The following is a 25,034-nucleotide window of genomic DNA, read 5'->3' on the forward strand; positions in this document are numbered from 1 at the left end:
ATCGGGGACATGATATTCGTTCGCGGCAGCGGCGGCGGGACCGACCTCACCGGGACGGTGTTCGAGCGCGGCGAGGACCCGCCGACGTACAAGGGCGCGCCGGACGATGACGCCGCGTACGTCTGGGTGTGCGACTCCTTCTATCAGGTCGAAAGCGGTGGGTCGGCGCTCCTCGTCGACGGCTCGGAGATCCGCGTCGCGTTCGAGGAGCCGATGCCTCGGGGCTTCGACACCCGCGACCGGGCGGTGGCCGCGGCCCGCGAACACGTCCGGACCCAGTTCGCGCGGATCGGCGTCGACCCCGCCGACGTCGAGATCGCGGTGACGAAGGCGGACCCCGCCTGAGTCCCTCCCACCCCGCCGATCCCGCCCCACTGCCGCTTGCGCTTCGACCGCCGATCCCGCCGACATCGCCGTCTCCTCCCTACGTCGCTTCGTGTGCCTCCCGGAGCGACCGGACCTCGGACCGCGTCGGGAGCGCCGTCATCGCCCCCTTCGCGGTCGTCGACCGGGCCGCCACCGCGTTCGCGAACGCCAGCGCCTCCGAGAGGGGGTCGCCCGCCGAGAGCGCCGCGAGCGCGCCCGCGGTGAACGCGTCGCCCGCGCCGGTCGTGTCGACGGGATCGACGGGGTAGCCCCCGTGTTCGGCCACGAGCGGCTCGTCGGTCGGGTTCCACGGCGCGTCGGGCGTCGCCCGCGCGAGCGCGCCGTCCGGGCCGCGCGTGAGCAGCGCGGTGTGGGGGCCTCGGTCGCAGACGGCGCGGGCGAGTTCGGCGGCGTCGCCGTCGTCCGCGCCCGGCCCCGCGATCCCCGCCGCGACGAGGTCCTCCGCGGTCGCTTTCACCACGTCCGACAGCGCGAACGCGCGCCGGCAGACGTCGGCGAAGTCGGTCCCCTCGAACAGCTCCGGGCGGGCGTTCGGATCGAAGGAGACGACCGCGTCGGCGGCGTTCGCGCGCGAGAGCAGGTCGAACGTCGCCGTCCGGCTCGGCTCGTCCGCGAGGACGACGCCGCCGGCGTGGACCCACTCCGTCCCCGCGAGGGTGTCGTCGTCGACGGCTCCCGGACGCATCCGCGTGTCCGCGGTCCCGTTCCGGTGGAAGCTGAACGCCCGGTCGGCGTCGGGATCGAGGCTCACGAAGACGAGGGTCGTGTCGGCGTCGGGGTCGCGCTCGATCAGGCCCTCGCGGACGCCCTCGTCGGCGAGCGTCCGGGCGAGGTAGTCGCCGAACGGGCCCTCGCCGAGGCGGGTCCAGAACAGCGGGGGCTCCCCCAGGCGCGCGAGCCCGACCGCGACGTTGGCGGGCGCGCCGCCGGCCCGGCGGTGGAACGTCTCGACGGCGTCGAGCGCGCCGTGCCCCTCCGGAACGAAGTCGATGAGCGTCTCGCCGGCGACGAGGAGTCGCGTCATGTCCCCCCGTCCGGCCGGCCGGGCAAAGTCGGTTCGGGTTCGGACGATCGGGTCGAGTTCCGACGGCCGACCCGCCGCTCCCGACTACGGCCCCCCGATCACGTCCTCGGCGAACGTCGTCATCGCGGCGGCGGGGTCGTCGGCCTCGAGACCGACGATGACGTGGTCGAGGCCGTACTCCTCGAGGTCGCGGAAGTACTCGCGGAACCAGCGGACGCCCGCGCGGTACCCCAAATGGAGCTGCTCCGGCTCGGCGTCCGGGTCGTCCGCGATCGCGACCCTGACGGCGATGACGAACGGTTTCTCTCCCGCGAGCTCGCGCCAGCGGTCGAGGTACGACCGGAGCGTCTTCTCGGGGAGGTGATAGAAGAGCCAGCCGTCGCCGTGGTCGGCGATCCACTCGGTCGACTGGCGGGCGTTCCCCGTCGGCAGAAGCGGGAGCGCGTCGGTCGTCGGCTTCGGCAACACGTCGAGGTCGCCCTCGAGTTCCCCCCACTCGCCGGCGACGGCGGGGAACTCCTCGCGCCAGATCGCCCGGATCGCCTCGACGCGGTCGCGGAACGCGGCCCCGCGTTCCTCGGCGTCGACGCCGAACGCCGGGTACTCCGGGTCGCGATCGCCGGAGGCGACCCCGAGGACCAACCGCCCGTCTGAGAGCCGGTCGATGGTCGCCGCCGACTTCGCCACGTGGATCGGGTGTCGCAGCGGGAGGACGATACTCGACGTGCCGAGCGCGACCGACTCCGTGTGCGCGGCGACGTGCGAGAGCAGGGGCCACGCGTCGAACGCGCCGCCGGCGTCGCCGAACCGCGGCCAGTAGGTCGGCACATCCCGCGCCCAGAGCCCGTCGAAGCCGACGGACTCCGCGTGGCTCGCGAGCCGTACTTCCTCCTTCACCGCCGGCGTCGACTCCCTCGTCCCGGTGAGCGGAAAGCCGATCCCGAAGGTCAGCCCGTCGGGGTCGAACAGCCGCCGGTACCCCCGGTTCTCGTGGTCCGTCCCGGTCATCGACGGGGGTTCGCCGCGGGGACGTATCTGCCCTCCGGAGGCGGAAGCCGTCGACTGAGGGGTGTCGGAGCCAACGATGCCGGATCGAGAACGGGCGAGAAGCCGCAGGAAGCGTGACCGAAGGAACCGAAGCGTTACGCCTCGAGGACGTCGTCGTACTCGCCGGCGTCGACGCGGTCGTCGAACGTCCGGGCGTCCTCCCCCTCGATGGTGACGCCGAGGGATGCGCAGGTGCCGCCGACCTCCTTGGCGGCGTTCTTCGTGTCGTACGCCAGCAGGTCGCTCGACTTCTGTTCGGCGACCTTCTTCACCTGTTCGACGGACATGTCGGCGACGAAATCCGTCTGGGGCTCGCCGGAGCCCGTCTCGAAGCCGGCCTCGTCCTTGATCAGCTCCGCGGTCGGCGGAACGCCGACGTCGATCGTGAAGGAGCCGTCGTCCTCGTACTCGACGGTGACGGGAACCTCCATCCCGTCGAAGGCGGCGGTCTCCTCGTTGATCCGGCTCACGACCTCTTGCACGTCCACCGGCGTCGGGCCGAGCTCCGGGCCGAGCGGCGGACCGGGGTTGGCCTGCCCGCCGGGGACGAGCGCTTCGATGGTTCCAGCCATGTCCGTACGAACCCGCCGATGACTTTTAACGGTTGTTCTTTGAACCAGCGGGCGCGAGCGGTTCGCATACGGCGGTCCGACGGTGTCCGGTCACGCCTCGCTCGGCGCGGCCTCCCCGCCGGTCGACTCGCCCGCGTCGCGACCGGGAACGAACGTCCCCGTCTCCCGCCGGACGCCGACGAGCAGCGCGATCCCGGCGGCGAGCGGCACGGCCGCACACGCCGCGTAGATGGGCGCGAACCCCACCGTCTCGACGAGCGGGAGCGACACCATCGGTCCCAGCCCGCCGCCGATGTCGCCGAAGACGTTGTTGGTGCCGGAGGCCCGTCCCATCCGCTCGTCCGGCGTCAGATCGGCGAGAAGCGCCATCATCGGACCGCTCGTCCCTCCCTGTCCCGCCCCGATGGCGACGCAGGCCACCCCGAGTTCGAGCGACGAGCCGGCCCGCGCCAGAAGGAGGAAGCCGACGAACGAGACGACGAGGAACGCCAGGAGGATCGGCGTCCGCGACTCGCGGGAGTCCGAGACCCGCCCGCCGGCGAACATGAACACCGCCGCGGAGACCACGGTTCCGGCCATGAACAGCCCCGAGGTGCCCTGCGGGGCGAGTCCCAGAAGCGAGATGTCCGTCTCGCCGAGGAACAACACGAGGGTGGCGAACAGCGCCCCGATGTACGCGAACATGAGTCCGAAGTTGACGAGCCCGACCGTCACCGCGGGCGTCGAGGTGTCGATCTCCCACGGTTTGATCGACCGCTTCTCGCCGTCGGCCGTCACGTGCGTCTCGGGGACGAGCCGGTAGGCGACGACGCTCGCGAGCAGCGCGAACGCGGCGGCGACGACGAACGCCGCGACGTTGCCCGCGACCGAGGAGACGACGCCGCCGAGGACGAGTCCCGCCGGAAACCCCATCGTGATGCCGCCGCGCACGACGCCCATGTTCGTCCCCCGCGAGCCGCTGTCGGAGACGTCCGCGGCGATGGTGTAGGCGGTCGCGAACACCGCGGCGGACCCGACGCCCCAGAGGACGCGCGCGAGCAGGAACCACGCCTCGGGCGCGACCGCGACCGAGAGGGCCGCGAACCACTCGCTCGGGCCGACGACGAGCGGCCCGACAGACCCCGTCGGGAGTCCCGCCACGGCCGGGCGGAGCGACGCCGCCGACGGCAACGCGATCGCGACGACGTACCCGAGGGTGGCGATCCCCTCGATGAACAGCCCGAGGACGAAGGGCTTGCGGGTGCCGTAGCGGTCGACGAGCGCGCCAGCGGGCGCGTTCGCGACGAGCCGGACCCAGCGGTTCGCGGAGAGGATCACCCCGACCATGAACGCGGAGATGCCGAGGACCGCGCCGAGGTTCGGGAGGATGGGGAAGACGACGCCCCCGCCGAACCCGACGAAGAACGTGCTGGCGATCACCGCGAGCAGCACGGGCGGAAGCCGCGGGAGACCGATCGAGGGGAGCCGAGTCATCTCACGGACCCGCGGGGCGTGTCGAACGCGCCGGGTGCGTCCGGATCATTCTCGCGTCTCACCCTCCGAGTCGGGGCCGGCGGTGGGATTCTCGCCAGTCCGGGCCGTGAGTTGCTCGAGCGTCTCGTCGAGCGACGGAAGCGCCACCCCTTCGACGAGCAGTGGCTCGACGATCCGCCGAAGCGTCGCCTCCGCGACCGTCCGCGTGTACGCGATGTCGGCTTCGGGGGCGTCGACGTCGCCGAGTTCGCCGTCGGTGGTCCTCCAGTCGCCGGGCGTGCCGTAGGCGACCTCGTCGCCGTTCCCAGTGGCCTCGGACGCGATCTCGTCATCGCCGGTGACCCCGGACGCGGTCTCGCCGCCGAGACCGGTCCCGAGCGTGATCTGTCTGGTCCGCGCGCCGTCCAGCGTCGCCACGAGGAGCGCGGCCGTCTCGTCGACGTCGACCTCGCGAAAGACGCCGTCGTCGATCCCGTCCGAGAGGACGTCCGCGGCGGTCTCGCGCAGGAGCCGGTCGCTCCGGAGCAGCTGCTCGCGGATCCGGTCGTTGAACGGTCCCTGCGAGCGCATCTCGAGGAGCCCGATGTGGAACGACTCGCGCTCGGTCTCGGCCGGCTCGAAGACGAACCAGCCGACGAACGCGACGAGCCGCTCCACCGGCGGCGCGTCCGCGCTGCGGGACATCCGACGCTCGAAGTCGGAGATGACCCGCGAGAGGAACGCCACGAGGAGGTCCTCCTTCGTGTCGTAGTGGTAGTGGAGAAGCGACTTGCTCTTCGAGCACTCGTCGGCGATGTCCTGCATCGTCAGCCCCGCGTAGCCGTGTTTACACAGCGCCCGGTAGACGCCGTTCATGATCTCGTCGGCCGCGCCCGGCTGCTCGCTCATTGACTGACCGGTCAGTCAGCAAGGCCCAAAGCCCTGTCGGTGAGCGTCGCGTCTCGCCGGAACCCGTCGGTAGCGGACGGTCTTGCTGGATTCCACGGCCGGCGAACGCCGGCACGGCGCGGTCGCTAACGGGTGTAGGACGGTCGAAAAGCCGATACAACAGAACGTCCTGACGCCTTACAGACGGGTGACGTTCGTCGCGCGCGGACCCTTGTCCGCCTCCTCGATGTCGAACTCGACTTCCTGACCCTCCTCCAGGTCCGGGCCGCCGACGTCCTCCATGTGGAAGAACACGTCCTCGTCCGCGTCGTCAGTCTCGATGAATCCGTAGCCGCCAGTGTCGTTGAAGAAATCAACTTCGCCTTTCGCCATTGCGTCCGTACAGGCGAGAGGGGCACATAAAAGGCTTCCGCGACCGATCCGTGCGCGGTAACGACTGGCATCGGGGCTCGCCACGCGGGCGACACGCGAGGCCACCGTGTGCGGCGCGCGGAACGGGAACGCCGGTCGGTCGTGCGATCGACGCCCGCCGATCGTCGCGAGATCCGTCGCGGGATCGACGGCGGCGATCACCCCGGTGACCGGCCGTGGTAGTAACTACTATACGACCCCGGTACCGAGTCCCCACGTATGAGTCAGTCGTACAATCGAGGCCTCATCGAGGACTTCAGCCGGTGGCGGGAGTTCGAGGCCGGCATGTGGGCGTGGATATTTCATAAGTTTACGGGGTGGGTGCTCATCGGGTACCTCTTCACCCACATCGCCGTCCTGAGCACGGCGATCCCCGCGTCGGGCGCGGAGACGGCCGTGCTCCAGGCGGGCAACGACGTGTACACGCAGACCATCGTCTCGCTCGAGGGCCTGCTGCTGGTTCGGGTCCTCGAGGTCGGGCTGCTCGCCGTCGCCGTGTTCCACATGCTCAACGGCGCGCGCCTGCTGCTCGTCGACCTCGGCGTCGGACTGGAGTCACAGGACAAGAGCTTCTACGCGTCGCTGGTGCTGACGGGGGCCATCACGGTCGCGTCGGTGCCGACGTTCATCGCGGGGGCCTTCTGAGATGGCACAGCGCTACTCCTCGTTCGACAAGGGCGGGCGGATGTGGCTGCTCCAGCGGGTCACGGCCGCGTTCCTGCTCGTCGTGTTGGCGTTCCACTTCTTCCTCCTCCACTTCGTCCACCACGCGGACGAGGTGTCCTTCCTGATGAGCGCCGGCCGGATGGAGACCATGAGCTACTACTCGCTCATGGTGTTGTTCCTCCTGACGGCGACGTTCCACGGCGTCAACGGCGTCTACAACGCCCTCGTCAACCAGGGACTCACGGGAACGAAACGCACCGTGATCAAGTGGACGCTCGTCGCGGCGAGCGTCGTGTTGATCCTCCAGGGGATCCGGACCGCGAACGCGTGGGCGGGGATCCCGCTTTACTGATCGAACCATGAGCACGCAGATACCCAAACAGACCGAGAACGCGGAGGAGACGGCGTCCGAAACCGAGACGGAAGCCCCTTCGAAGGGGGACGAGCGCCGCGCGGAGAAGCGCCGACGGGCCGACGAGCGGCGTCGCCAGCGCGAGGCCGAGGAGGCCGAGAGGGCGGCGGCCGACGAGAACACCGTCGAGCTGCGCGTGTTCCGGTACGACCCCGACGTCGAGGGGAAACAGGAGCCGCGCTTCGACACCTTCCACGTCCCGTTCACGAAGGGGATGACCGTCCTCGACGCGCTGATGTACGCGCGCGACACGTACGACTCCTCGCTCACCTTCCGCCACTCCTGCCGGCAGGCGGTGTGCGGCTCGGACGCGATGTTCGTCAACGGCGGACAGAAGCTCGCCTGTAAGACACAGATCGACGAGCTCGAGGAGCCGATCCGGGTGGAACCGCTGCCGCACGCCGAGGTGACGAAGGACCTCGTCGTCGACATGGAGCACTTCTACGACCAGATGGAGGCGGTCGAGCCGTACTTCCAGACGAACGAGTACCCGGACGGCGAACTGGAGGAGCAGCGCCAGACCAGGGAGAACCGCGAGAAGGTCAAGATGTCCACGCGGTGTATCTGGTGTGCCGCGTGTATGTCCTCGTGTAACATCGCCGCCGGCGACAACGAGTACCTCGGCCCGGCCGCGATCAACAAGGCGTACCGGTTCGCGATGGACGAGCGGGAGGGCGAGGACCTCAAACAGAAGCGCCTTGAGATAATCGAGCAGGAACACGGTGTCTGGCGGTGTCAGACCCAGTTCTCCTGTACTGAGGTGTGCCCGAAGGACATCCCCCTGACCGAGCACATCCAGGAGCTGAAACGCGAGGCGGTCAAGAACAACCTGAAGTTCTGGTAGGGATCGGGAACACCGTCAAGAGACTTCACCACTAACAACACACCATATCACAAATCATGTACGAACACGACGTCGTCGTCGTCGGCGCGGGCGGGGCGGGCCTCCGCGCGGCGATAGCGGCACAGGAGGAGGGAGCCGACGTGGCGATCGTCTCGAAGCTACACCCGGTGCGATCGCACACGGGCGCGGCCGAGGGCGGAATAAACGCGGCGCTCCGGGACGCGGACTCCTGGGAGGACCACGCGTACGACACGATGAAGGGATCGGACTACCTCGGGGACGCCCCCGCGGTGGAGGCGCTCTGTAAGGAGAGCCCCGAGGAGGTCATCCAACTCGAACACTGGGGGATGCCGTTCTCGCGGGAGGAGGACGGGCGCGTCTCCCAACGCCCCTTCGGCGGGCTCTCGTTCCCACGGACGACGTACGCGGGCGCGGAGACGGGCCACCAGATGCTCCACACGATGTACGAGCAGGTGGTCAAACGCGGGATCACGGTGTACGACGAGTGGCACGTGATGGACCTCGTCGTCACCAACGAGGAGGATCCCGCCGACCGGAGCTGTCACGGCGTCGTCGCCTACGACATCCAGCGCGGCGAGGTCGACGGGTTCCGAGCGAACGGCGGCGTCATCCTAGCCACCGGCGGGATGGGCCAGGTGTTCGATCACACCACGAACGCGGTCGCGAACACCGGCGACGGCGTCGCGATGGCCTACCGCGCGGGCGTCCCGATGGAGGACATGGAGTTCATCCAGTTCCACCCGACGACGCTCCCGTCGACGGGCGTTCTCATCTCGGAGGGCGTCCGCGGCGAGGGGGGGATCCTCTACAACGAGAAGGGCGAGCGGTTCATGTTCGAACACGGCTACGCGAACAACGACGGGGAACTCGCCTCCCGCGACGTGGTCTCGCGCGCGGAACTGACCGAGGTCAACGAGGGCCGCGGCATCGAGGACGAGTACGTCCACCTCGACATGCGGCACCTCGGCGAGGAGCGCATCCTCGATCGACTGGAGAACATCCTCCACCTCGCGGAGGACTTCGAGGGTGCCGACGGACTGACGGAGCCGATGCCCGTCAAGCCCGGCCAGCACTACGCGATGGGCGGCATCGAGACGAACGAGCACGGCGAGACCGTCATCGAGGGGCTGTACGCCGCCGGCGAGTGCGCGTGTGCGTCCGTCCACGGCGCGAACCGCCTCGGCGGGAACGCCCTGCCGGAACTCATCGTCTTCGGCAAGCGCGCCGGCCACCACGCGGCGGGCAAGGAGATGGGCGAGGCGGAGATCCCGACCGGCCGGACCGGCGACTGGGAGCCCGCGGAGTACGAGTTCGAGGTCGACGTGGGGGCGGTCGGCGACCGCGGCCCGGCGGCGGCCGACGGCGGCGCGGTGGCGGCGGACGCCGAGGGACTGCTCGAGGCGGAGATCGAGCGCGCCCGCGAGCGCGTCGAGGACCTGCTCGCGCGCAAGGGCCGCAACCACGCGGAGATCCGTTCGGCGGTCCAGGAGACGATGACGGCCAACGTCAACGTCTTCCGTGAGGAAGAGGGCCTCAAGGAGTCGCTCGCGGACCTCCGCGAGGCGCGCGAGGCGTACGCGGAGGTCGCCGTGTCGGACCCGTCGCGGACGTTCAACACCGACCTCATCCACACGATGGAGACGCGGAACATCCTCGACATCGCGGAGGCGCTGGCGATGGGCGCGCTCGCGCGTCGGGAGTTCCGCGGCGCGCACTGGCGCAAGGAGCGCCAGGAGCGCGACGACGAGAACTGGCTGAAACACACGCTCGTCTCCTGGAACGACGGCGAGCCCGAACTCTGGTACAAGCCCGCGATCCTCGAGGGCGAGGCCAAGACGTACGAGCCGAAGGTCCGATCGTACTGACCCCTGCGTCGGGGGCCGCCCCGCGTCGCGAATCGTTCACGGTTCTCTATGCGTCGACGGTCGAAAGTACCGGCCGGGTCCGACCGATCCAGCCGCGCTCCGGAGGCTCCGGTGTCGACGTGAAACGCATCGGTGAGGGCCGTATCGGCGGTCGTCTACAGTTCGACGATCGTTGAACTGGGGATTTATTATCGTCGAATACGTGGCCCAGAGTAAGATGTTAGAGACGGAGACGGCGTACGCGGCGGCACCCGCGCTCCCGCCGGAGCTACAGTCGCCGCGCGCGAAGCTGGTGTACCTCTATCTGACGACCAACGGGCACGCGACGGTCGCGGAGATGGGCGACTCGCTCGGCATGAAGAAGATGTCGCTGTACAGCATCCTGAAGACGCTGCGCAAACAGGACATGGTCGCCCGCGACGGCGACGCCTACACGCCGGCCTGAGTCGGCGCGGACCGCCGGCGGTCGCGATCCGCTCGCGACATCCCAGACTTTAGGTCGTCGAGCGCCCCAGCACGGCCGTGGACGCAACCCAGGAGGAGTTCGCGAACCCGTTCGGGATGGACCCCGACTGCGAGAACTGTCCCGAGCTGTGTGACCGCCGCGACCGGGTGGTCCACGGCTACGGCGACGTGGGCGCGGAGTTCCTCGTCGTCGGCGAACGGCCCACGGCGGCCGCAGAGCGGAACGGGATCCCCTTGACCGGCGAGGGCGGCGGCGAGCGCGTCCAGTCGATCTTCGCCGACCTCGGCTTCGTCAGATCGCCGGCGGACGCGGCCGAGCCGGACGTACAGAACGTCTTCTTCACGAACCTCACGCGCTGTCGGCATCCGGAGCGGGAGCCGACCGACGAGGAGGTGGCGACCTGCGAGCCCTTCCTCAACGCGGAGATACGGATGATCAACCCGCAGATCATCGTGGCCGTCGGCGACCGGGCGCTCCGCGAGCTGGCGGTCGCGTACACGACCCGGCGGCCCGACTCCTTCGACGTCGAGGCCGAGCACGCGACGACGATCCGCGGCCGCGGCTTCGAGATCGTCCCGATGCGCGAGCCGGACTCGATGTCCGACGAGGAGGCGGCCGCGTTCGTGGAACACATGCGCGAGAACGTGTTGAGCCGGGACTACCGCCAGACGAAGGGTCGGCGGAGCCGCTGAGCCGCTACTCTCCTTCCGAGTCGAACGCGTCGTCCGCTATCCGCCCGATCGAGTCGCCGTTCTCGCCGAACGCGCAGTCGATGAGGATGTGTCCGCCGAGCGTCGCCGGCGAGATGACCTGGTCCGCGCCGGCCCGCCGGAGCTTGTCGATGTTCTCCCGCTGGGTCGCGGCCGCGACGATCCGGACGTCGGGGTTGAGCTGGCGGGCGGTGAGGATCGCGAGCGCGTCGCGGGCGTCGTCGTCGGTCGCGACCACGACGGCGCGGGCGTCCTCGACGTGGGCGCGGTGGAGCGGCTCCACGTCGCTCGGGTCCGCGGTGAGCACCGGTATCGAGCGCTCGTCGAGCCGCCGCGCGACCGTCTCGTCGGTCGTCACGACGGCGTGTTCGACGCCGCCCCGCTTCGCGAGTTCTTCGAGTATCGGTTCCGTCAGGTCCCCGGTTCCCAACACGAGGACGTGGCCGTCGAGGAGGTCGAACTGTTTCTCTGTCATCTTTCCGAGCGCCTTGGAGAGCTGCGCCTCGATGGCGGGCGTGAGGAGGACCCCGAGCGCGACCGCGAAGGCGGCGACGTTCATGACGAGCGCGGAGAGCACGAACAGCTTGGCGATCCCGGTGTCCGGCGTCACGTCGCCGTAGCCGACCGTCGAGGCGGTGACGACGGTGAAGTAGAACGCGTCGACGATGGTGTCGACGCCGGCGAACTCGTCGCGGAGCGCGTAGGAGCCGACGGTCCCGTACGAGATGGCGGCCGCGAGTGCCGCCGCCGCGGCGAGCTGCGTCGGCGAGGGAGTGAACTCGCGGTCGAACCGTCCCCGGTTCATCACGAGCGCGGGGACGGAGACGAGCGAGAGCACGACGAGCGGCAGCGAGAAGACGGACACCTGGAGCAGCCCCTGAACCGCGGTCAGCGGGAGCAGGACCGCGGTGGAGTGCCAGCCGACGCGGTATCCCCGCCTGAGCGCGAACCCGCTCCCGAGCATCGCGAAGCCGGTGATCGTCCCGGTGAAGCCGACGGTCCGCCGGACGAGTTCGGGAATGTACGGCGATAGGGGGCCTTGAACGCTGAAGCCGCTGATGTGGAGCAGCCCGACGACGATGGATAACAGCGCCACGGCGAACGTCAGGACCACCGAGGCCCGCACCGAGGCCCACTCGCGAGTCCGCTCCATAGGCACCCGGTGGCCGACACCGAACTTAAACCCCCCGTGGACGGCGGGAGGGACCGGCATCGATCGAAGCGGCCGGCGGCGGCCGTGCCGCCGGCGGTACTGGTTTAACCGCTCCGGGAATTGTCCGGGTATGACGCTGCCCGTCGAGATCCTGTTCGGCATCTACCTGGGGGTCCTCACGGGGATCATCCCCGCGCTGATCGCCGGCGTGTTGGGGTTCATCTTCAAGTACTTCACCGGCGTGACGATCCCCGGACTCGGGGTCGTGGCGCTCGCGCTGGCGATCGCGGGGGTGAACGGCGGGCTGCTCGCGTTGAACGACGAGACGATCCGCAGCTCCGACCGCGCGCCGGCGATCCTCACGGCGATCCTCGTCGTGTTGATGCTCTCGCTGTACGCGCACGCGCAGGGCGACAAGCTCGGCGCTGACGTTCCCAAGCGCGTCTCCTTCCGGAAGCTCCGCGAGCGCACCCTCTCGAGCGACGTCGTCGAGCTCGTCGGCGGACGGGGGCAGGTCCGCGTCGCCGTCGCCGGCGAGGTCGGCGACATGGAGGGATACCCGCCGCTGCCCGCGGAGACCCGGCGGGCGATCGCCGAGGGCGAGTGGACGTTCCCCGCGGACGTGCCGCTCGGGGAGCTGGAGACGCGGTTCGCCGAGCGGCTGAAGACGGAGCTCGAGCTCGTCGACGTGAGCGTCCGGATCGACGAGGAGGCGCGGGCGACGGTGGCGGCGGCCCCGCCGACCGGCGGGCTCTCAAAGCGCGTCCCGAAGGGGAAACGGGCCGTATCGGTCCCGGCGCTCGTGCCGACCGGGCTCGCCCGCGGCGACGTCGTGAGGGTCGTCACGTCCGACCTCACGGTCGAGGGAACGCTCTTGGCGGCGAAGTCGGGCGGGAAACCCGCCGAGGGGAGCGGCGTCGGATCGACCGCGTCCGCGGCGGGGGGCGACGACCCTGACGCGGACCCGCCCCCCGAGAACGGGCGGGGAGGGGATCCCCGAACGGACGGCGGCGAGCCGGCGGCGACGCCGGCTGCCCCCCCGACGACGGGGACCACGACCGGCGGCGAGGGTCGCGTGACCGTCGCGGTCGACCGCTCGGAGGCGGGCCCGCTGTTGCGGGCCGGTCGCGGGCGGGTCCTCGTGTGTTCGCGGGGGACGCGCCGGGAGTTCGAGCTGACGACGCTGTTGCGCCGAGCTGGCAAGCGGTTCCGGAAGGTGACGGTCGTCGCCGGCGGGGCGCTGGACGGCCACACCATCGGCGAGATCGGCGTCCGAGAGGCGTACGACGTCGCGGTGCTCGCGGCGCGGCACGACGCGGAGTGGACCGTCGCGCCGGGCGGGAACCAGCCGCTCTCCGCGGGCGACGAGCTGTTCGTCGTCGGTACCCGCGAGGCGCTCGACCGGTTCGGGGAGGTGGCGGCGTGACGGCGACCGTCTCCGGTCTCTTCGGCGTTTTCGGCGTCTCGGGGGCGGCGGCCGCGACCGGGGTGAACTTCGCGGACCCGCGCGTGGCGGCGATCACGCTCGTCACGTTCGCGGTCCTCGCCGTGGTCGTCTCGGCGTCGGGCGCGCTCGTCTATCGGTGGTACTTCCGGTCGCCGATCCCGGAGGGCGTCGCGGTCCTGCTCGGCGTCTCGATCGTCGCGCTGTACCTCAACACCACGTCGCTCGGGGCGCTCGTCAGCGCGGAGACCGCGGAGCTGCTCACCGTCGAGACCGTCGTCTTCAACGTGGCCGCGCTCGCGCTCGCGGCCGTCGTCGCCCCGGCGGGCAGGTACGCGGGAGACCGGCTCGCCGTCGACGTCTTCGCGCTGTCGGGCATGAAGGGGATCGAGGGGGAGATGAGCCGGTTCGTCAGGAGCGTTGGCCGGATGACGCCCGTGACGCTGCCGGCCGCCGACGAGATCGAGGACATGGACACCTACGAGCCGGTCACCGCAGAAAAGAAGGCCGAGATGGCCGAGCGGACGCTGATATTCGCCCGCGGCCTCACGGTCGAACAGCTCCGCGAGCGGCTCGTCGAGCGGGTGAAGACGGACTACGGGGTCGGCTACGTCGACGTCGACGTCGACCAGGACGGCGCGCTCGAGTACTTCGCGGTCGGCTCGCGGGTGACCGGGATCGGCCCAACGCTCGCGCCCGGCCGGGTCGCGGTCGCGCTCTCCGCGGACCCGCCGAACAACGCGACCGCCGGCGACATGGTCCAGATATGGCGGACGGAGCCCGAGGCGGAGCGCGTCGCGACCGGGGAGCTTCGGGGCGTCGCCGGCGACGCCGCCACGGTCGCGCTCGACGAGTCGGACGCGGAGACGCTCTCCCCCGAGGGCGGCTACCGGCTGGTGACGCTCCCGGCGGAGCCGCAGGCGGACCGCGAGTTCGCCTCGCTGCTCCGCAACGCCGACGAGACGATGGCGACGGTCACCGTCGAGGACGGCGGCGAACTCGTCGGCACGACCGTCGGCGAGGTGAGCGCGGTCGTCGCCGCGGTCCGCCCCGTCGAGGGATCGGTCCAGCCGATCCCCCGACGTGCGTACGTGTTCGCGGCCGGCGACACCGCGTTCCTCGTCGGTCGGCCCGACGCGATCCGGCGGTTCGAGGCGGAGGCGAAACGCGTCGAGGGGGAGAGTGACGGGGAGGGCGGCGACGGCGGCGGGCCGGACTCCACCGCCGACGCCGGCGACGCGGTGGACGCCGAGAGCGGCTCGACGGGCGGGGACGTGACACAACGCTAATGACGCGTCCCCGCGGGGATGGCGTATGGAGTGGAAGCTGTTCGCGGACCTCGCGGAGATCGCTGGCGACCGCGTCGTCGCGGTCGACGCCGAACCGGGCGACACGGTCGGAGACGCGTTCGAGGCCCTCCTCGAGGCGCATCCGGGGCTTCGCGACCGCGTGCTCGAGGACGGCGAGGTGGCGGACCACATCAACGTGCTCCGCAACGGGAGCAACGTCCACCACGAGGAGGGGATGGAGACGGTCCTCGACGCCGACGACGAGCTCGCGTTGTTCCCGCCGGTGAGCGGCGGGTAGGGCGATCCTCGGCTGATGGCGAACCCCGATCGGTCGCGCTCGCGGCGGACCGATCGGTCGTTTCAAACGGTCGCGCGTCGCAGTGGCGGACATGAGCGACGACCCCGAGGCGGACGTGGACGACCACGGTGGCGACGCGGACGGTCACGAGGCGGGCGTCGACGGCCACGACGACCATCCCCACCGCGAGGAGTTCGACGACGACCCGGTCGGGCACGCGCGCGTCGGCGCGGGGATGACCGTCGGGGAGCTCCTCGAGACGTACGGCGAGGCCGGGATCGGCGCGGCCGACGTCCACGAGGCGGGCGACGTGCTCGCGGAGATGTTCGGGAACGACGACTGTACGGTCTTCCTCTCGCTCGCGGGCGCGATGGTCCCCGCCGGGATGCGCCGGATCGTCTCGGAACTGATCCGCGACGGCTACGTCGACGCGCTGGTGACGACGGGCGCGAACCTCACCCACGACGCGATCGAGGCGATCGGCGGGAAACACCACCACGGCCGCACGCACGACCCCGAGAAGAGCCTCCGCGAGCACGACGAGACCCTCCGCGAGGAGGGCGTCGACCGCATCTACAACGTCTATCTGCCACAGGAGCACTTCGCCGAGTTCGAGGGGCACCTCCGCGAGGAGGTGTTTCCGGCGCTCGAGGGCGAGGGTGCGGCGTCGATCGCGGATCTCTGTGCCGAACTCGGCCGGGCGAACGCCGAAGTGAACGAGCGCGAGGGCGTCGCCGAGGACGCGGGCGTCGCCGCCGCCGCCTACGAGTCGGACGTGCCAGTCTACTGTCCGGCGGTTCAAGACTCCGTGTTGGGCCTTCAGGCGTGGATGTACGCCCAGACGGCCGACTTCACCCTCGACGCGCTCGCCGACATGACCGACCTGACCGACCTCGCGTTCGACGCCGACGACGCGGGCTGCCTGCTCGTCGGCGGCGGGGTCCCGAAGAACTTCACCCTCCAGACGATGCTCGTCACGCCGCGGGCGTACGACTACGCGGTCCAGGTCACGATAGACCCGGAGGCGACCGGCGGGCTCTCGGGGGCGACCTTAGAGGAGGCGCGCTCGTGGGGGAAACTCGAGACGGACGCGCGAAACGCCTCCGTCTACGGCGACGCGACGGTGATGCTGCCGCTGCTCGTCGCTGCCGCCCGCGAGCGCGTGGAGTAGCGGGCCGCGGCCGCGATGCGTACTACGTCCTATTTATAAATCGATCTGCCGTGGCGCGTGCCCGTGAGCGGCCGCCGGGGGCGGCCGCGAACGGCACCGCGCGAGGGACGCGGTGAGCGCTCGAAGAGCGCGAACCGCGAGGCTGGGGAGGCGTGAGGTGCCGTGCGGTGTCGTGCGGGGCGGGACTCAAAGGGGCAGCCGCGAGGAGACCGTAGGCGACGCAAGTACCGCAGGAACGAGCGGAGCGAGTGACGAGGAGCGCAGCGAGCGTACGGTCTCCTCGCGGCTGGGGCTTTGGAAGTTCGTCACCGATCCGTTCTCGACAGCTTCTCGAAGAGCGTTCGCGGGGTCGAGAGCAGCTACCTCGCCGGAGTCGATCTATGCCCGCGAGTCCAGATCCGTCGCCTCGGCGAGCAGCGCGTGCGACTCCAGGGCGTCCCCGTGGTCCGGCACCGTGTGCTGGATCATGACCTCGTCGACGCCGACGCGGTCGGCTAACTGCTCGAGGACCCCCGCGATCGTCTCCGGCCCGCCCGAGATCGACCGCGGCCACTCGTCGGGATCGAGCGTCGCGGGCGTCGGGTCCGGCGCGCCGCCGAGCTCGGCGATCGCCTCCTCGACGGTCGGCGTCTCGTCTCCGAGTTCGCCGCGTCGCATCCGGCGGAACGTCGCCTCCGCGGGGGCGCGCCGCCGGGCCGCCGCCTCGTCCGTCTCGGCCGCGACCGCGTTGACCGCGACGGTCCCCCGCGGCTCGTCGAGACTCGCGGGCGATCCATCCGGGTCGAACGACTCGCGGTACTCGGCGAACGCGCGCTCGGCGAACCCCGGACGGATGAACCCCGCGAAACAGTAGCGGAGCCCCAACTCTCCAGCGATCGCGCCGCTCGCCGGGCTCGACCCCAGCACCCACGGGGTCGCGGGGCCGGCGTCGGAGCCCGGCACCGAGAGGTCCGAATAGGGATGGTCGGCGGGGTAGGCGTCGCGGAGGTGGTTCACGACCGCGGTGATCCGCTCGCGGTGGTTCTCGTCGGGGTTCTCGACGCCGCGGTCGGTGCCGAGCGCGCGATCGGCCGCCGGCGAGCCGTTCGCGCGCCCCATCCCGAGGTCGACGCGGCCGGGTGCCAGCCCGTCGAGGACGCCGAACGACTCGGCCACCTTGAACGGCGAGTAGTGGTTGAGCAGCACCGCCCCGCTCCCGATCCGGATCGACTCGGTCGCGCCCGCGAGCCGTCCGAGGAGCACCTCCGGCGTCGTTCCCGCGAGGCGGTCGCCCATCCCGTGGTGTTCGGCGACCCAGAACCGCGAGTAGCCGAGCCGTTCGGCCCGTACCGCGGCCTCGACGGTGTTCGCGTAGGCGTCGGCGGCGGTCCCGCCGCGCGGGACCGGCGAGAGGTCGACGATGGAGAGGTCCATGTCCGGGCTCGGTGGGTCCCGCCGTTAACGGTTGGGCTCGCGGCGGATTCGTCTGGCGATCCCGGACGGAACCCGATCCCGGACGATGTCGGTGGACGATCGGGGACGGCGGCGGAGGTCGAGACCGAGCGGCGGCTGTCAGCTCGGGATCGAGACGGAGAAACCGCGAGACGTCAGTTGTCGCCGGCCTTCGACTGCCAGGCGTAGTCGCGGCGCTTCGCGGACTTCCCGAAGCCGCACGAGGAGCACCGCTCCTTCGTGAGGTGGTAGGACTTCTCGCCACAGCGGCGGCACTTCACGTGAACCGTCTTGTTCTTTTTGCCTTGAGAGGGCGTACCGGAGCCGGTCATGCTTTGATGGAAACGACGTTATCGCCGCGTATAATCGTTGTGTCTTCGATCGCGACGGCGAACTCTCCGTCGAGATCGTCGTCGACGCGGTCGCTCACGCCCGCCTCGGGTTCGATGACGACGTTCATGTGCTGGTCGTAGCCGGCCAGGATGCCGTAGTACGTCGTGCCGTCCTTGAGGTGTACCGTCACGGGGTCCTCGAGCGACGCTTCGAGCACGTCGAGGGGTCGTCCACTCATTGTCCCTACCGCCTCCCGTCGCACTATTAAAAATATCGGGAGGCGGCCACCTTCGAGGCAACGCGAGGGGATGACAGCCACACGCCCGCTTCGTTCCCGCGTCACGCCGTCGAACCCGGACGTTTTTAACACGCCACGGTGTATCGGCGAACACCACACTCCCGCGGGACACGGTGAGCCGACGGCGGCTCGGCCGTAGCGGGGCCTTCACCGACACGCGGTTAGACGCCGGGGCTGACGGCTCCTTTGCGGGGAATCAGTGATAGGGCGCCGGAGGACGGCGCTCGAAGACACACACCATGGAAATCGAAATCGCGACAATCGGCGGATACGAAGAGGTCGGTCGACAGATGACGGCGGTCCGTGCGGGCGAGGACATCGTCATCTTCGACATGGGCCTGAACCTCAGTAAGGTCCTCATCCACGACAACGTGGAGACCGAGAAGATGCACAGCCTCGACCTGATCGACATGGGCGCGATCCCGGACGACCGGATCATGAGCGACCTGGAGGGCGACGTCCAGGCGATCGTCCCGACGCACGGCCACCTCGACCACATCGCGGCGATCCCGAAGCTCGCCCACCGGTATGACGCGCCGGTCGTCGGCTCCCCGTACACGATCGAACTCGTCAAACAGCAGATCTCCGACGAGGGGAAGTTCCAGGTCGACAACGACCTCGTGAAGATGGAGGCGGGCGGCACGATGGCCATCGGCGACTCCGAGCAGGTCGAGATGGAGTTCGTTAACGTCACCCACTCGATCATCGACGCGATCAACCCGGTCCTCCACACGCCCGAGGGCGCGATCGTCTACGGGCTCGACAAGCGGATGGACCACACACCGGTCATCGGCGACCCGATCGACATGGACCGATTCGCCGAGATCGGCCGCCAAGACGGGGGCGTCCTCTGTTACATCGAGGACTGTACGAACGCGGGCCGAAAGGGCCGCACGCCATCCGAGTCGGTCGCGCGGAAACACCTCCACGACACCCTCAACTCGGTCGAGGACTACTCCGGCGGGATCGTCGCCACGACGTTCTCCTCGCACATCGCCCGCGTGAAGTCGCTCGTCGAGTTCGCCCGCGAGATCGGTCGCCAGCCCGTGCTGCTCGGTCGCTCGATGGAGAAGTACTCCGGCACCGCCGAACGGCTCGACTTCGTCGACTTCCAGGGCGACGTCGGCATGTACGGCCACCGGAAGTCCGTCGACCGCGCGTTCAAGCGCATCATGAAGGAGGGGAAGGGCAACTTCCTCCCCATCGTGACGGGCCACCAGGGCGAGCCGCGCGCGATGTTGACCCGGATGGGCCGCGGCGAGACGCCCTACGAGCTGGAGGACGGCGACAAGGTCGTCTTCAGCGCGGGGATCATCCCCGAGCCGACCAACGAGGGCCAGCGCTACCAGTCCGAGCAGCTGCTCCGGATGCAGGGCGCGCGCATCTTCGACGACATCCACGTCTCCGGCCACCTCCGCGAGGAGGGCCACTACGAGATGCTGGACACCCTCCAGCCGCAGAACGTCATTCCCGGCCACCAGGACCTCAAGGGTCGCTCGCCGTACGTCGACCTCGCGAAGTCGCAGGGGTACAAGCTCGGTCGTGACCTCCACGTCACGCAGAACGGCAACACCGTCCAGCTCGTCGAATGACGACCGAGACGACGGAGGCGCGGGTGCTCGACGCCATCCGCGAGCGGCGCGATCTGGTCAACGCCGCTATCGACGAGGAGTTACCCGTACAGCGCCCGGAACGGCTCTACGAGGCGTCCCGATACATCCTCGAGGCGGGCGGCAAGCGGCTCCGACCGACGGTGACGACGCTGGCGGCCGAGGCCGTCACGGGCGTCGAGCCGATGAGCGCCGACTTTCGCGCGTTCGACGCGCTCGACGGCGAGCCCGTCGACGTCATGCGCGCGGCCGTCTCGATCGAGGTGATCCAGTCGTTCACGCTGATCCACGACGACATCATGGACGAGGACGACCTTCGCCGCGGCGTCCCCGCCGTCCACGAGCAGTACGACGTGTCGACGGCGATCCTCGCCGGCGACACGCTGTACTCGAAGGCGTTCGAGATCATGAGCGAGACGGGAGCGGACCCGGCCGACGGGCTCGAGGCGATGCGGCTGCTCGCGTCGACGTGTACGGAGATCTGCGAGGGACAGGCCCTCGACGTCGCCTTCGAGTCCCGCGACGACATCCTTCCCGAGGAGTACCTCGAGATGGTCGAGCTGAAGACAGCCGTGTTGTACGGGGCCGCGGCCTCGACCGCGGCGGTCCTGCTCGGCGCGGACGACGAGGTCGCCGACGCGCTCTACCGGTACGGGATCGACTCCGGTCGAGCGTTCCAGATCCAGGACGACGTGCTCGATCTCACGGTCCCCTCCGAGGACCTGGGCAAGCAGCGCGGCTCGGACCTCGTCGAGGGCAAGGAGACGCTCATCACGCTTCACGCCCGTCAGGAAGGCGTCGACGTCGACGGCCTCGTCGACGCCGAGACGCCGGCCGAGGTGACCGAGGCGGAGGTCGACGAGGCGGTGGCCGTCCTCGAGGAGGCCGGCTCGATCGAGTACGCCCGCGGGACCGCCGAGGACCTCACCGCCCGCTCGAAGGAGCACCTCCAGGTGTTACCCGAAAGCGAGTCGCGGGCGCTGTTGGAGGACCTCGCGGACTACCTCATCACCCGCGGCTACTGAGACGACCGGTCGGGGTCGGTGTCGTTCCGTCGCCCGCGTACCGGTCAGCCCGCCCCTGCTCCGATCGGTTGCCGACGAACCGTCGGTGAATTACTCCTCGATATCGGACACCACGGATGTACTCTCGAAACCACGCGCTCGTCTCCGCCGCGGTCGGGATTCCCCTTGCGTTCGTCGCTCCCGACCCGTTTCACCCGCTACTGGTCTGGTCGTACGTTGTCGTTCTCGGCGTCGCGATCGACATCGATCACTTCCTGATCGCCCGGCTCAACCTGGGCGATTGGAGGAACGTCCGTCGGTGTCTGCGTCGCCCGGCTCGAATGCTCGTCGACCAGAAGGCGATATTCGCGCCGGGAGACCTGTGGCGCGATCAGCGACTGTTCAGTCACATGCTCCTTTTCGCTACGCTGACCGTCCTCGTGTGGTCCGTCGACGCGTACCTGGCGTTCGTGACCGCCGCGTCGGGCTACGTTCACGTGGTTTCGGACCTCTACGCCGACATGCGAACGCGTGAGGAGTACGTTCGAAACGCGAGCGAATCGATGCCGGACGACTGAGCGTCTCCGTCGATACGTCGGGTGAGATCGATCGGGACGGGAGACGACTCATCCCACGATCGATAGGTCGACGAGAGCGATCAGGACGGCGATCACGGCCAACCCGAAGTAGTAGGACTGTAGCATGATCTCCTTGAGCCCAAAGCGGCCTCGTCGCTTCGTCCAGAAGTCCTGGCGTTGATCGCCCGGGTCGGGGAAGTATCTCTCAGGCGACGCGATCCCACCTAGCGTTCGGTTCTCTTGATTCAGAGCCGTCAGTACCTCGTTGATCTTCTCCTCGTTCACCCTTCGGTTGATGTAGGTTCTCGTCCACAAGAGGAGGGCCAAGAAAACCCCCACCGAAAACCCGTACAGTCCCACCCGAGAGGGTTGGGTTTCGATCGTAGGGATCACTCCCACCATCGCGCCAAAGAAGACGACGCTGATGTAGAACGTCGTGTGGATGATCTGGTTGTTCTGCATCTGGTTTTCGCTCAGTTGTTGGTATCTCTCGGATAGGAACTGTAGCTCGTCGCCGTCGGCCCCATCGTCACCCATGAACGGGGATCGTAATGGATCGTTCAAACGTATTCTGCTGTCTTGACCTCGCTGGAAGGTTCAACAGATAACGGGTTTCAACAGTCTCGCTGATTAGAGGGCGCGACTTCACGAAGAGCCACCTCGGAGCCGGACCGGTCGGGCCGATCGACGGAGCGGCGCCACGGAGCCGTCGGGAGGAAGGAACGTCGCGTTTTCGTAACTAAAGAAAGTTACTCGCTAGGATTATGTAGCCGTATCCGACAACGTCAGGCATGCGCCGTCGACGGTACATGCAGGTGCTCGGTCTCGGCGGTGCCTCCTCGGTGGTTGGGTGTACGAGTCGGACCGAGGAGAGCGGGCCCGACACTGACACGGTAACGATTGCCACAGCCACGACGGCGTACGATAGCGGCCTGCTGGATGTCCTGAACCGTCAGTTTGCCGAACGGTTCGGGACGGCCGTCGAGGTGGTCGTACGCGGGACGGGTGCCTCGCTCCGCATCGCCAGGGACGGCGACTGCGACGTAGTGCTCGTCCACGCCCGCCCGCTGGAGGACGAGTTCCTCACGGACGGGTACGGGATCAACCGACGGAGGGTGATGGTCAACGACTTCTTGATCGTCGGCCCGTCGACTGACCCGGCAGGCGCGGCCGGAAGGGATCCGGTCTCGGTGTTTCGGGCGATCGCGGAGACGGAAGCGACGTTCGTTTCGCGGGGTGATCGGTCGGGAACACACGTTCGGGAGCGGCACATCTGGGAGGAGGCAGGCATCAATCCATCCGGCGAGTGGTATCTCGAAACCGGGCAGGGAATGGGCGATACGCTGATCGCCGCCGAGCGAACGAACGCCTACACGCTTACTGACCGTGGAACCTTCCTCGCCGTGAGTATCGACGGCGACCTCGCTCGTCACGTCGACTCCGGAATCGACGACCCGCCACCACTGCTCCGGAACGAGTACGCCGTCATTCCGGTCAACCCCGCCCGTCACGACGTCGCGTACCCGCTCGCGATGTCCTACGTCGGGTATCTCACCGGTCCGGGACAGTCACGAATCGAGACCTTCCGGGTGGCCGGCGAACGCGCGTTCCGTCCGCTCGCGCGCTCGTCCGACCCGGCGTTCGGGCAGTACGTCCCGAGCGATTGGCGCGGATAGCGGTCCCGCGGGACCGAGCGGTCCACGATCTCCCCCGATCGGCGGGTCGACGAGACCGATCGGGACGGACGGCGTCGGCGGCGGGGGTGGCGTTCGAACGTGGAACACAAGAGAGTTGAGCGTCCCCCGGCGAGGGGACGTATGACCGACCACTTCGAGGTCCTCGAACGCGACGGTGCGGCCCGGATCGGGGAGCTTCGGCTCGCCGATCCGGTGACCACGCCGGCGACCGCGGATCCCTTCCTCGTCGACGCGGGCAGCCTCTGGACCGCCGACCGCGAGGTGCCGGAGGGCGACGAGGCGTCACTCACCGTGTTGCCGCACCGATCGTTCCCGGCGGGGACCCGCGAGGAGGTTCGCGAGTCGTTCCGGGTCGATCACCCCGCGGTCGACGCGCCGACCGCGGCGGTCGTCGACGGGACGGCCCCGCGCGACGTGGGAGCGGACGCGTACGTCCTCGCGGACGCCCCCGGCTTCGTCGGCCACGGCGAGGCGTTCCGCGACGCGATCCTGTCGGCGAGGGCGGCGCTGCCGGCCGACACCGCCCTCCTCCTCTCGGGCGTCGCCACGCCGCTGAACGTCGCCCTCCTCGCGTACGCCGGCGTCGACCTCGTCGACGGCTCGCTCGCGCGGACGAAGGGGACACAGGGGATGTACCTCACCGCCGACGCGGAACACTTCCTCGAGGACCTCGAGGAGCTTCCCTGTGCCTGTCCGGCCTGCGCGACGCCCCGCGGGGAGTTCACCCGCGCGGACTGCGCCGAGCACAACGTGAACGCCCTCGAGGCCGAACTGCGCCGCGTCCGCGAGCGGATCCGGGCTGGACGGCTCCGCGACTACGTCGAGGGTCAGGCGCGCCACGAGCAGTGGCTCACCGCCGCGTTCCGCGAGTTCGACGACCAGTGGGCGTACCTCGAGGAGCGGACGCCGCTGATGCGCGACGCCGAGGTGACGGCCGCGAGCGCCGAGACGCTCGACCGCGTCGAAATCCGGCGGTTCGCCGACCGGGTCACGAGCCGCTACCGCAATCGATTCGTCGACCAGCCGCTGGTGTTGGTCCCCTGCTCGGCGACGAAGCCGTACAGCGACTCCCAGAGCCACCGCCAGTTCCACGACGCGGTGAAGTGGCGCGGCCACACCGTCTCGATGACCTCGCCGATCGGCGTCGTTCCCCAGGAGCTGGAGACGACCTACCCCGCCCAACACTACGACGCCGTCGTGACCGGCGACTGGAGCGAGGACGAGATCGGCTTCGTCGCCGAGGTGCTCCGCCGGTATCTGACTCGAAACGACTACTCGCGGGTCGTCGCCCACGTCCCCGCCGACGGCTACCGCGAGGTCTGTGAGCGCGTCGAGGCCGGCCCCGAGATCGACGCCGCTTTCGAGTACACCTGCGTCGACCACCCGACGACCGACGAGTCGCTCGGGGAGCTGAACGCGGCGCTTTCGGGTGAACCCGCATACAGCAAACGCGAGCGGGAGCACAACACGGTGCGGGCGATCGCCGACTACCTGCTCGGCGACGGCGCGGGCGACGACCTCTTCGGCTCCGGCGGGAGCGCCGGAGGAGCCGGCATCCGCACGACGGGCCGCTATCCCAAACTCCAGGTGTGGGGGAACGACCCCGACGCCGGCCGCGAGGGCGAGCCCGGCGAGCAGCTCGCGACGATGGTCCCGCAGTACGGCACCCTCTCGTTCACCCTCGCCGGCGCGCGCCGGTGGGTCGAGAGCGACGCCCCGACGAAACGGGTCGAGATCGACGCCTTCGTGCCGCACGGCTCCGTGCTCGCGCCGGGCGTCGTCGACGCCGACGACGGGATCCGAGTCGGCGACGAGGTCGTGATCGAGGGGCCGAGGGCGTTCGCGGTCGGCCGCGCGGAGATGTCCGGCCCGGAGATGGTCGAATCGACCCGCGGCGTCGCCAGCGCGGTGCGTCACGTCGACGAAAAGTAGGCGACTGCGC

27 protein-coding genes are annotated in these 25,034 nt (G+C 69.4%); 16 read left to right on the forward strand and 11 right to left on the reverse strand.

What is annotated here, in order from left to right; all coding sequences use genetic code 11:
• Window positions 1-9: 9 nt before the first annotated feature.
• Window positions 10-345: a DUF7113 family protein gene (locus NO889_RS07595; RefSeq protein ID WP_256411688.1), complete on the forward strand. Its 336-nt coding sequence runs from the start codon at window positions 10-12 to the stop codon at window positions 343-345.
• Between the two features lie 79 nt (window positions 346-424).
• Here the strand turns inward: NO889_RS07595 and NO889_RS07600 are convergent, their stop codons facing one another.
• The 6 genes from NO889_RS07600 to NO889_RS07625 form a co-directional block, all read right to left on the reverse strand.
• Window positions 425-1,411: a carbohydrate kinase family protein gene (locus NO889_RS07600; RefSeq protein ID WP_256411689.1), complete on the reverse strand. Its 987-nt coding sequence runs from the start codon at window positions 1,409-1,411 to the stop codon at window positions 425-427.
• Between the two features lie 84 nt (window positions 1,412-1,495).
• The gene (locus NO889_RS07605) at window positions 1,496-2,419 is read right to left on the reverse strand and encodes an LLM class oxidoreductase (protein ID WP_256411690.1); all 924 of its coding nucleotides are present in this window, start codon (window positions 2,417-2,419) and stop codon (window positions 1,496-1,498) included.
• A 134-nt stretch (window positions 2,420-2,553) separates the two neighbouring features.
• On the reverse strand, window positions 2,554-3,030 hold the full coding sequence (locus NO889_RS07610) for a 50S ribosomal protein L11 (protein WP_256411691.1): 477 nt from the start codon (window positions 3,028-3,030) through the stop codon (window positions 2,554-2,556).
• A gap of 90 nt (window positions 3,031-3,120) precedes the next feature.
• Window positions 3,121-4,503 (reverse strand): MFS transporter, encoded by a 1,383-nt coding sequence (locus NO889_RS07615; RefSeq protein WP_256411692.1) that lies wholly within the window; start codon window positions 4,501-4,503, stop codon window positions 3,121-3,123.
• A 45-nt stretch (window positions 4,504-4,548) separates the two neighbouring features.
• Window positions 4,549-5,391, reverse strand: a complete 843-nt coding sequence (locus NO889_RS07620) for a TetR/AcrR family transcriptional regulator (protein WP_256411693.1) — start codon at window positions 5,389-5,391, stop codon at window positions 4,549-4,551.
• 177 nt (window positions 5,392-5,568) lie between these two features.
• A complete protein-coding gene (locus tag NO889_RS07625; RefSeq protein WP_004046659.1) occupies window positions 5,569-5,763 on the reverse strand; it encodes a cold-shock protein in 195 nt (64 codons plus the stop codon).
• Window positions 5,764-6,021: 258 nt separating this feature from the next.
• On the opposite strand from NO889_RS07625, the gene sdhC reads away from it, so the two are divergent.
• From sdhC to NO889_RS07655, 6 genes are all read left to right on the forward strand, one after another.
• Window positions 6,022-6,447 (forward strand): succinate dehydrogenase, cytochrome b556 subunit, encoded by a 426-nt coding sequence (sdhC, locus tag NO889_RS07630; protein WP_066417885.1) that lies wholly within the window; start codon window positions 6,022-6,024, stop codon window positions 6,445-6,447.
• A 1-nt stretch (window position 6,448) separates the two neighbouring features.
• Window positions 6,449-6,820, forward strand: a complete 372-nt coding sequence (locus tag NO889_RS07635) for a succinate dehydrogenase/fumarate reductase transmembrane subunit (protein WP_256411694.1) — start codon at window positions 6,449-6,451, stop codon at window positions 6,818-6,820.
• A 7-nt stretch (window positions 6,821-6,827) separates the two neighbouring features.
• On the forward strand, window positions 6,828-7,724 hold the full coding sequence (locus tag NO889_RS07640) for a succinate dehydrogenase/fumarate reductase iron-sulfur subunit (RefSeq protein ID WP_256411695.1): 897 nt from the start codon (window positions 6,828-6,830) through the stop codon (window positions 7,722-7,724).
• A gap of 56 nt (window positions 7,725-7,780) precedes the next feature.
• On the forward strand, window positions 7,781-9,610 hold the full coding sequence (locus NO889_RS07645) for an FAD-binding protein (protein ID WP_256411696.1): 1,830 nt from the start codon (window positions 7,781-7,783) through the stop codon (window positions 9,608-9,610).
• Between the two features lie 217 nt (window positions 9,611-9,827).
• Window positions 9,828-10,055, forward strand: a complete 228-nt coding sequence (locus NO889_RS07650) for a helix-turn-helix domain-containing protein (protein WP_256411697.1) — start codon at window positions 9,828-9,830, stop codon at window positions 10,053-10,055.
• Window positions 10,056-10,132: 77 nt separating this feature from the next.
• Window positions 10,133-10,768, forward strand: a complete 636-nt coding sequence (locus NO889_RS07655; protein WP_256411698.1) for a uracil-DNA glycosylase — start codon at window positions 10,133-10,135, stop codon at window positions 10,766-10,768.
• Window positions 10,769-10,772: 4 nt separating this feature from the next.
• Here the strand turns inward: NO889_RS07655 and NO889_RS07660 are convergent, their stop codons facing one another.
• Window positions 10,773-11,939, reverse strand: coding sequence for an NAD-binding protein (locus NO889_RS07660; RefSeq protein WP_256411699.1), 1,167 nt, complete (start codon window positions 11,937-11,939; stop codon window positions 10,773-10,775).
• Between the two features lie 130 nt (window positions 11,940-12,069).
• Here NO889_RS07660 and NO889_RS07665 point away from each other — a divergent pair, with 130 nt between their 5' ends.
• From NO889_RS07665 to NO889_RS07680, 4 genes are all read left to right on the forward strand, one after another.
• Complete coding sequence (locus tag NO889_RS07665; RefSeq protein WP_256411700.1) at window positions 12,070-13,365, forward strand: potassium channel family protein; 1,296 nt, start codon at window positions 12,070-12,072, stop codon at window positions 13,363-13,365.
• Window positions 13,362-14,672 carry a cation:proton antiporter regulatory subunit gene (locus NO889_RS07670; RefSeq protein ID WP_256411701.1) on the forward strand — a complete coding sequence of 437 codons (1,311 nt, stop codon included), beginning with the start codon at window positions 13,362-13,364 and terminating at the stop codon, window positions 14,670-14,672. The genes NO889_RS07665 and NO889_RS07670 overlap by 4 nt, the downstream gene beginning before the upstream one ends.
• A 25-nt stretch (window positions 14,673-14,697) precedes the next feature.
• Window positions 14,698-14,970 (forward strand): ubiquitin-like small modifier protein 1, encoded by a 273-nt coding sequence (locus NO889_RS07675; protein ID WP_256411702.1) that lies wholly within the window; start codon window positions 14,698-14,700, stop codon window positions 14,968-14,970.
• 91 nt (window positions 14,971-15,061) lie between these two features.
• Window positions 15,062-16,141 (forward strand): deoxyhypusine synthase, encoded by a 1,080-nt coding sequence (locus tag NO889_RS07680; RefSeq protein WP_256411703.1) that lies wholly within the window; start codon window positions 15,062-15,064, stop codon window positions 16,139-16,141.
• A gap of 378 nt (window positions 16,142-16,519) precedes the next feature.
• On the opposite strand, the gene NO889_RS07685 is transcribed toward NO889_RS07680, so the two are convergent.
• The 3 genes from NO889_RS07685 to NO889_RS07695 form a co-directional block, all read right to left on the reverse strand.
• Window positions 16,520-17,554, reverse strand: a complete 1,035-nt coding sequence (locus tag NO889_RS07685; RefSeq protein ID WP_256411704.1) for an LLM class flavin-dependent oxidoreductase — start codon at window positions 17,552-17,554, stop codon at window positions 16,520-16,522.
• Between the two features lie 173 nt (window positions 17,555-17,727).
• Window positions 17,728-17,904: a 50S ribosomal protein L37e gene (locus NO889_RS07690; protein ID WP_080505266.1), complete on the reverse strand. Its 177-nt coding sequence runs from the start codon at window positions 17,902-17,904 to the stop codon at window positions 17,728-17,730.
• The gene (locus NO889_RS07695; RefSeq protein WP_256411705.1) at window positions 17,901-18,143 is read right to left on the reverse strand and encodes an LSM domain-containing protein; all 243 of its coding nucleotides are present in this window, start codon (window positions 18,141-18,143) and stop codon (window positions 17,901-17,903) included. Before NO889_RS07695 ends, NO889_RS07690 begins: the two co-directional genes overlap by 4 nt.
• Before the next feature lie 299 nt (window positions 18,144-18,442).
• Between NO889_RS07695 and NO889_RS07700 the strand changes: the two genes are divergently transcribed.
• The 3 genes from NO889_RS07700 to NO889_RS07710 all read left to right on the forward strand — a co-directional run bounded on the left by NO889_RS07700 (window position 18,443) and on the right by NO889_RS07710 (window position 21,395).
• Window positions 18,443-19,795, forward strand: coding sequence for a ribonuclease J (locus tag NO889_RS07700; RefSeq protein WP_256411706.1), 1,353 nt, complete (start codon window positions 18,443-18,445; stop codon window positions 19,793-19,795).
• Window positions 19,792-20,838 (forward strand): geranylfarnesyl diphosphate synthase, encoded by a 1,047-nt coding sequence (gene idsA3 / locus NO889_RS07705; protein ID WP_256411707.1) that lies wholly within the window; start codon window positions 19,792-19,794, stop codon window positions 20,836-20,838. The genes NO889_RS07700 and idsA3 overlap by 4 nt, the downstream gene beginning before the upstream one ends.
• A 116-nt stretch (window positions 20,839-20,954) precedes the next feature.
• Entirely contained in the window at window positions 20,955-21,395 is a 441-nt protein-coding gene (locus NO889_RS07710; RefSeq protein ID WP_256411708.1) for a hypothetical protein, read from the forward strand.
• Window positions 21,396-21,443: 48 nt separating this feature from the next.
• On the opposite strand, the gene NO889_RS07715 is transcribed toward NO889_RS07710, so the two are convergent.
• Window positions 21,444-21,932 carry a hypothetical protein gene (locus tag NO889_RS07715; protein WP_256411709.1) on the reverse strand — a complete coding sequence of 163 codons (489 nt, stop codon included), beginning with the start codon at window positions 21,930-21,932 and terminating at the stop codon, window positions 21,444-21,446.
• 254 nt (window positions 21,933-22,186) lie between these two features.
• On the opposite strand from NO889_RS07715, the gene NO889_RS07720 reads away from it, so the two are divergent.
• Together NO889_RS07720 and arcS are read left to right on the forward strand one after the other, a co-directional pair.
• Window positions 22,187-23,071: an ABC transporter substrate-binding protein gene (locus NO889_RS07720; RefSeq protein WP_256411710.1), complete on the forward strand. Its 885-nt coding sequence runs from the start codon at window positions 22,187-22,189 to the stop codon at window positions 23,069-23,071.
• A 141-nt stretch (window positions 23,072-23,212) separates the two neighbouring features.
• Window positions 23,213-25,024, forward strand: a complete 1,812-nt coding sequence (gene arcS, locus NO889_RS07725; RefSeq protein WP_256411711.1) for an archaeosine synthase subunit alpha — start codon at window positions 23,213-23,215, stop codon at window positions 25,022-25,024.
• Window positions 25,025-25,034 lie beyond the last annotated feature (10 nt).

The organism is Halorubrum rubrum (genome assembly GCF_024494685.1).
GTDB lineage: Archaea > Halobacteriota > Halobacteria > Halobacteriales > Haloferacaceae > Halorubrum > Halorubrum rubrum.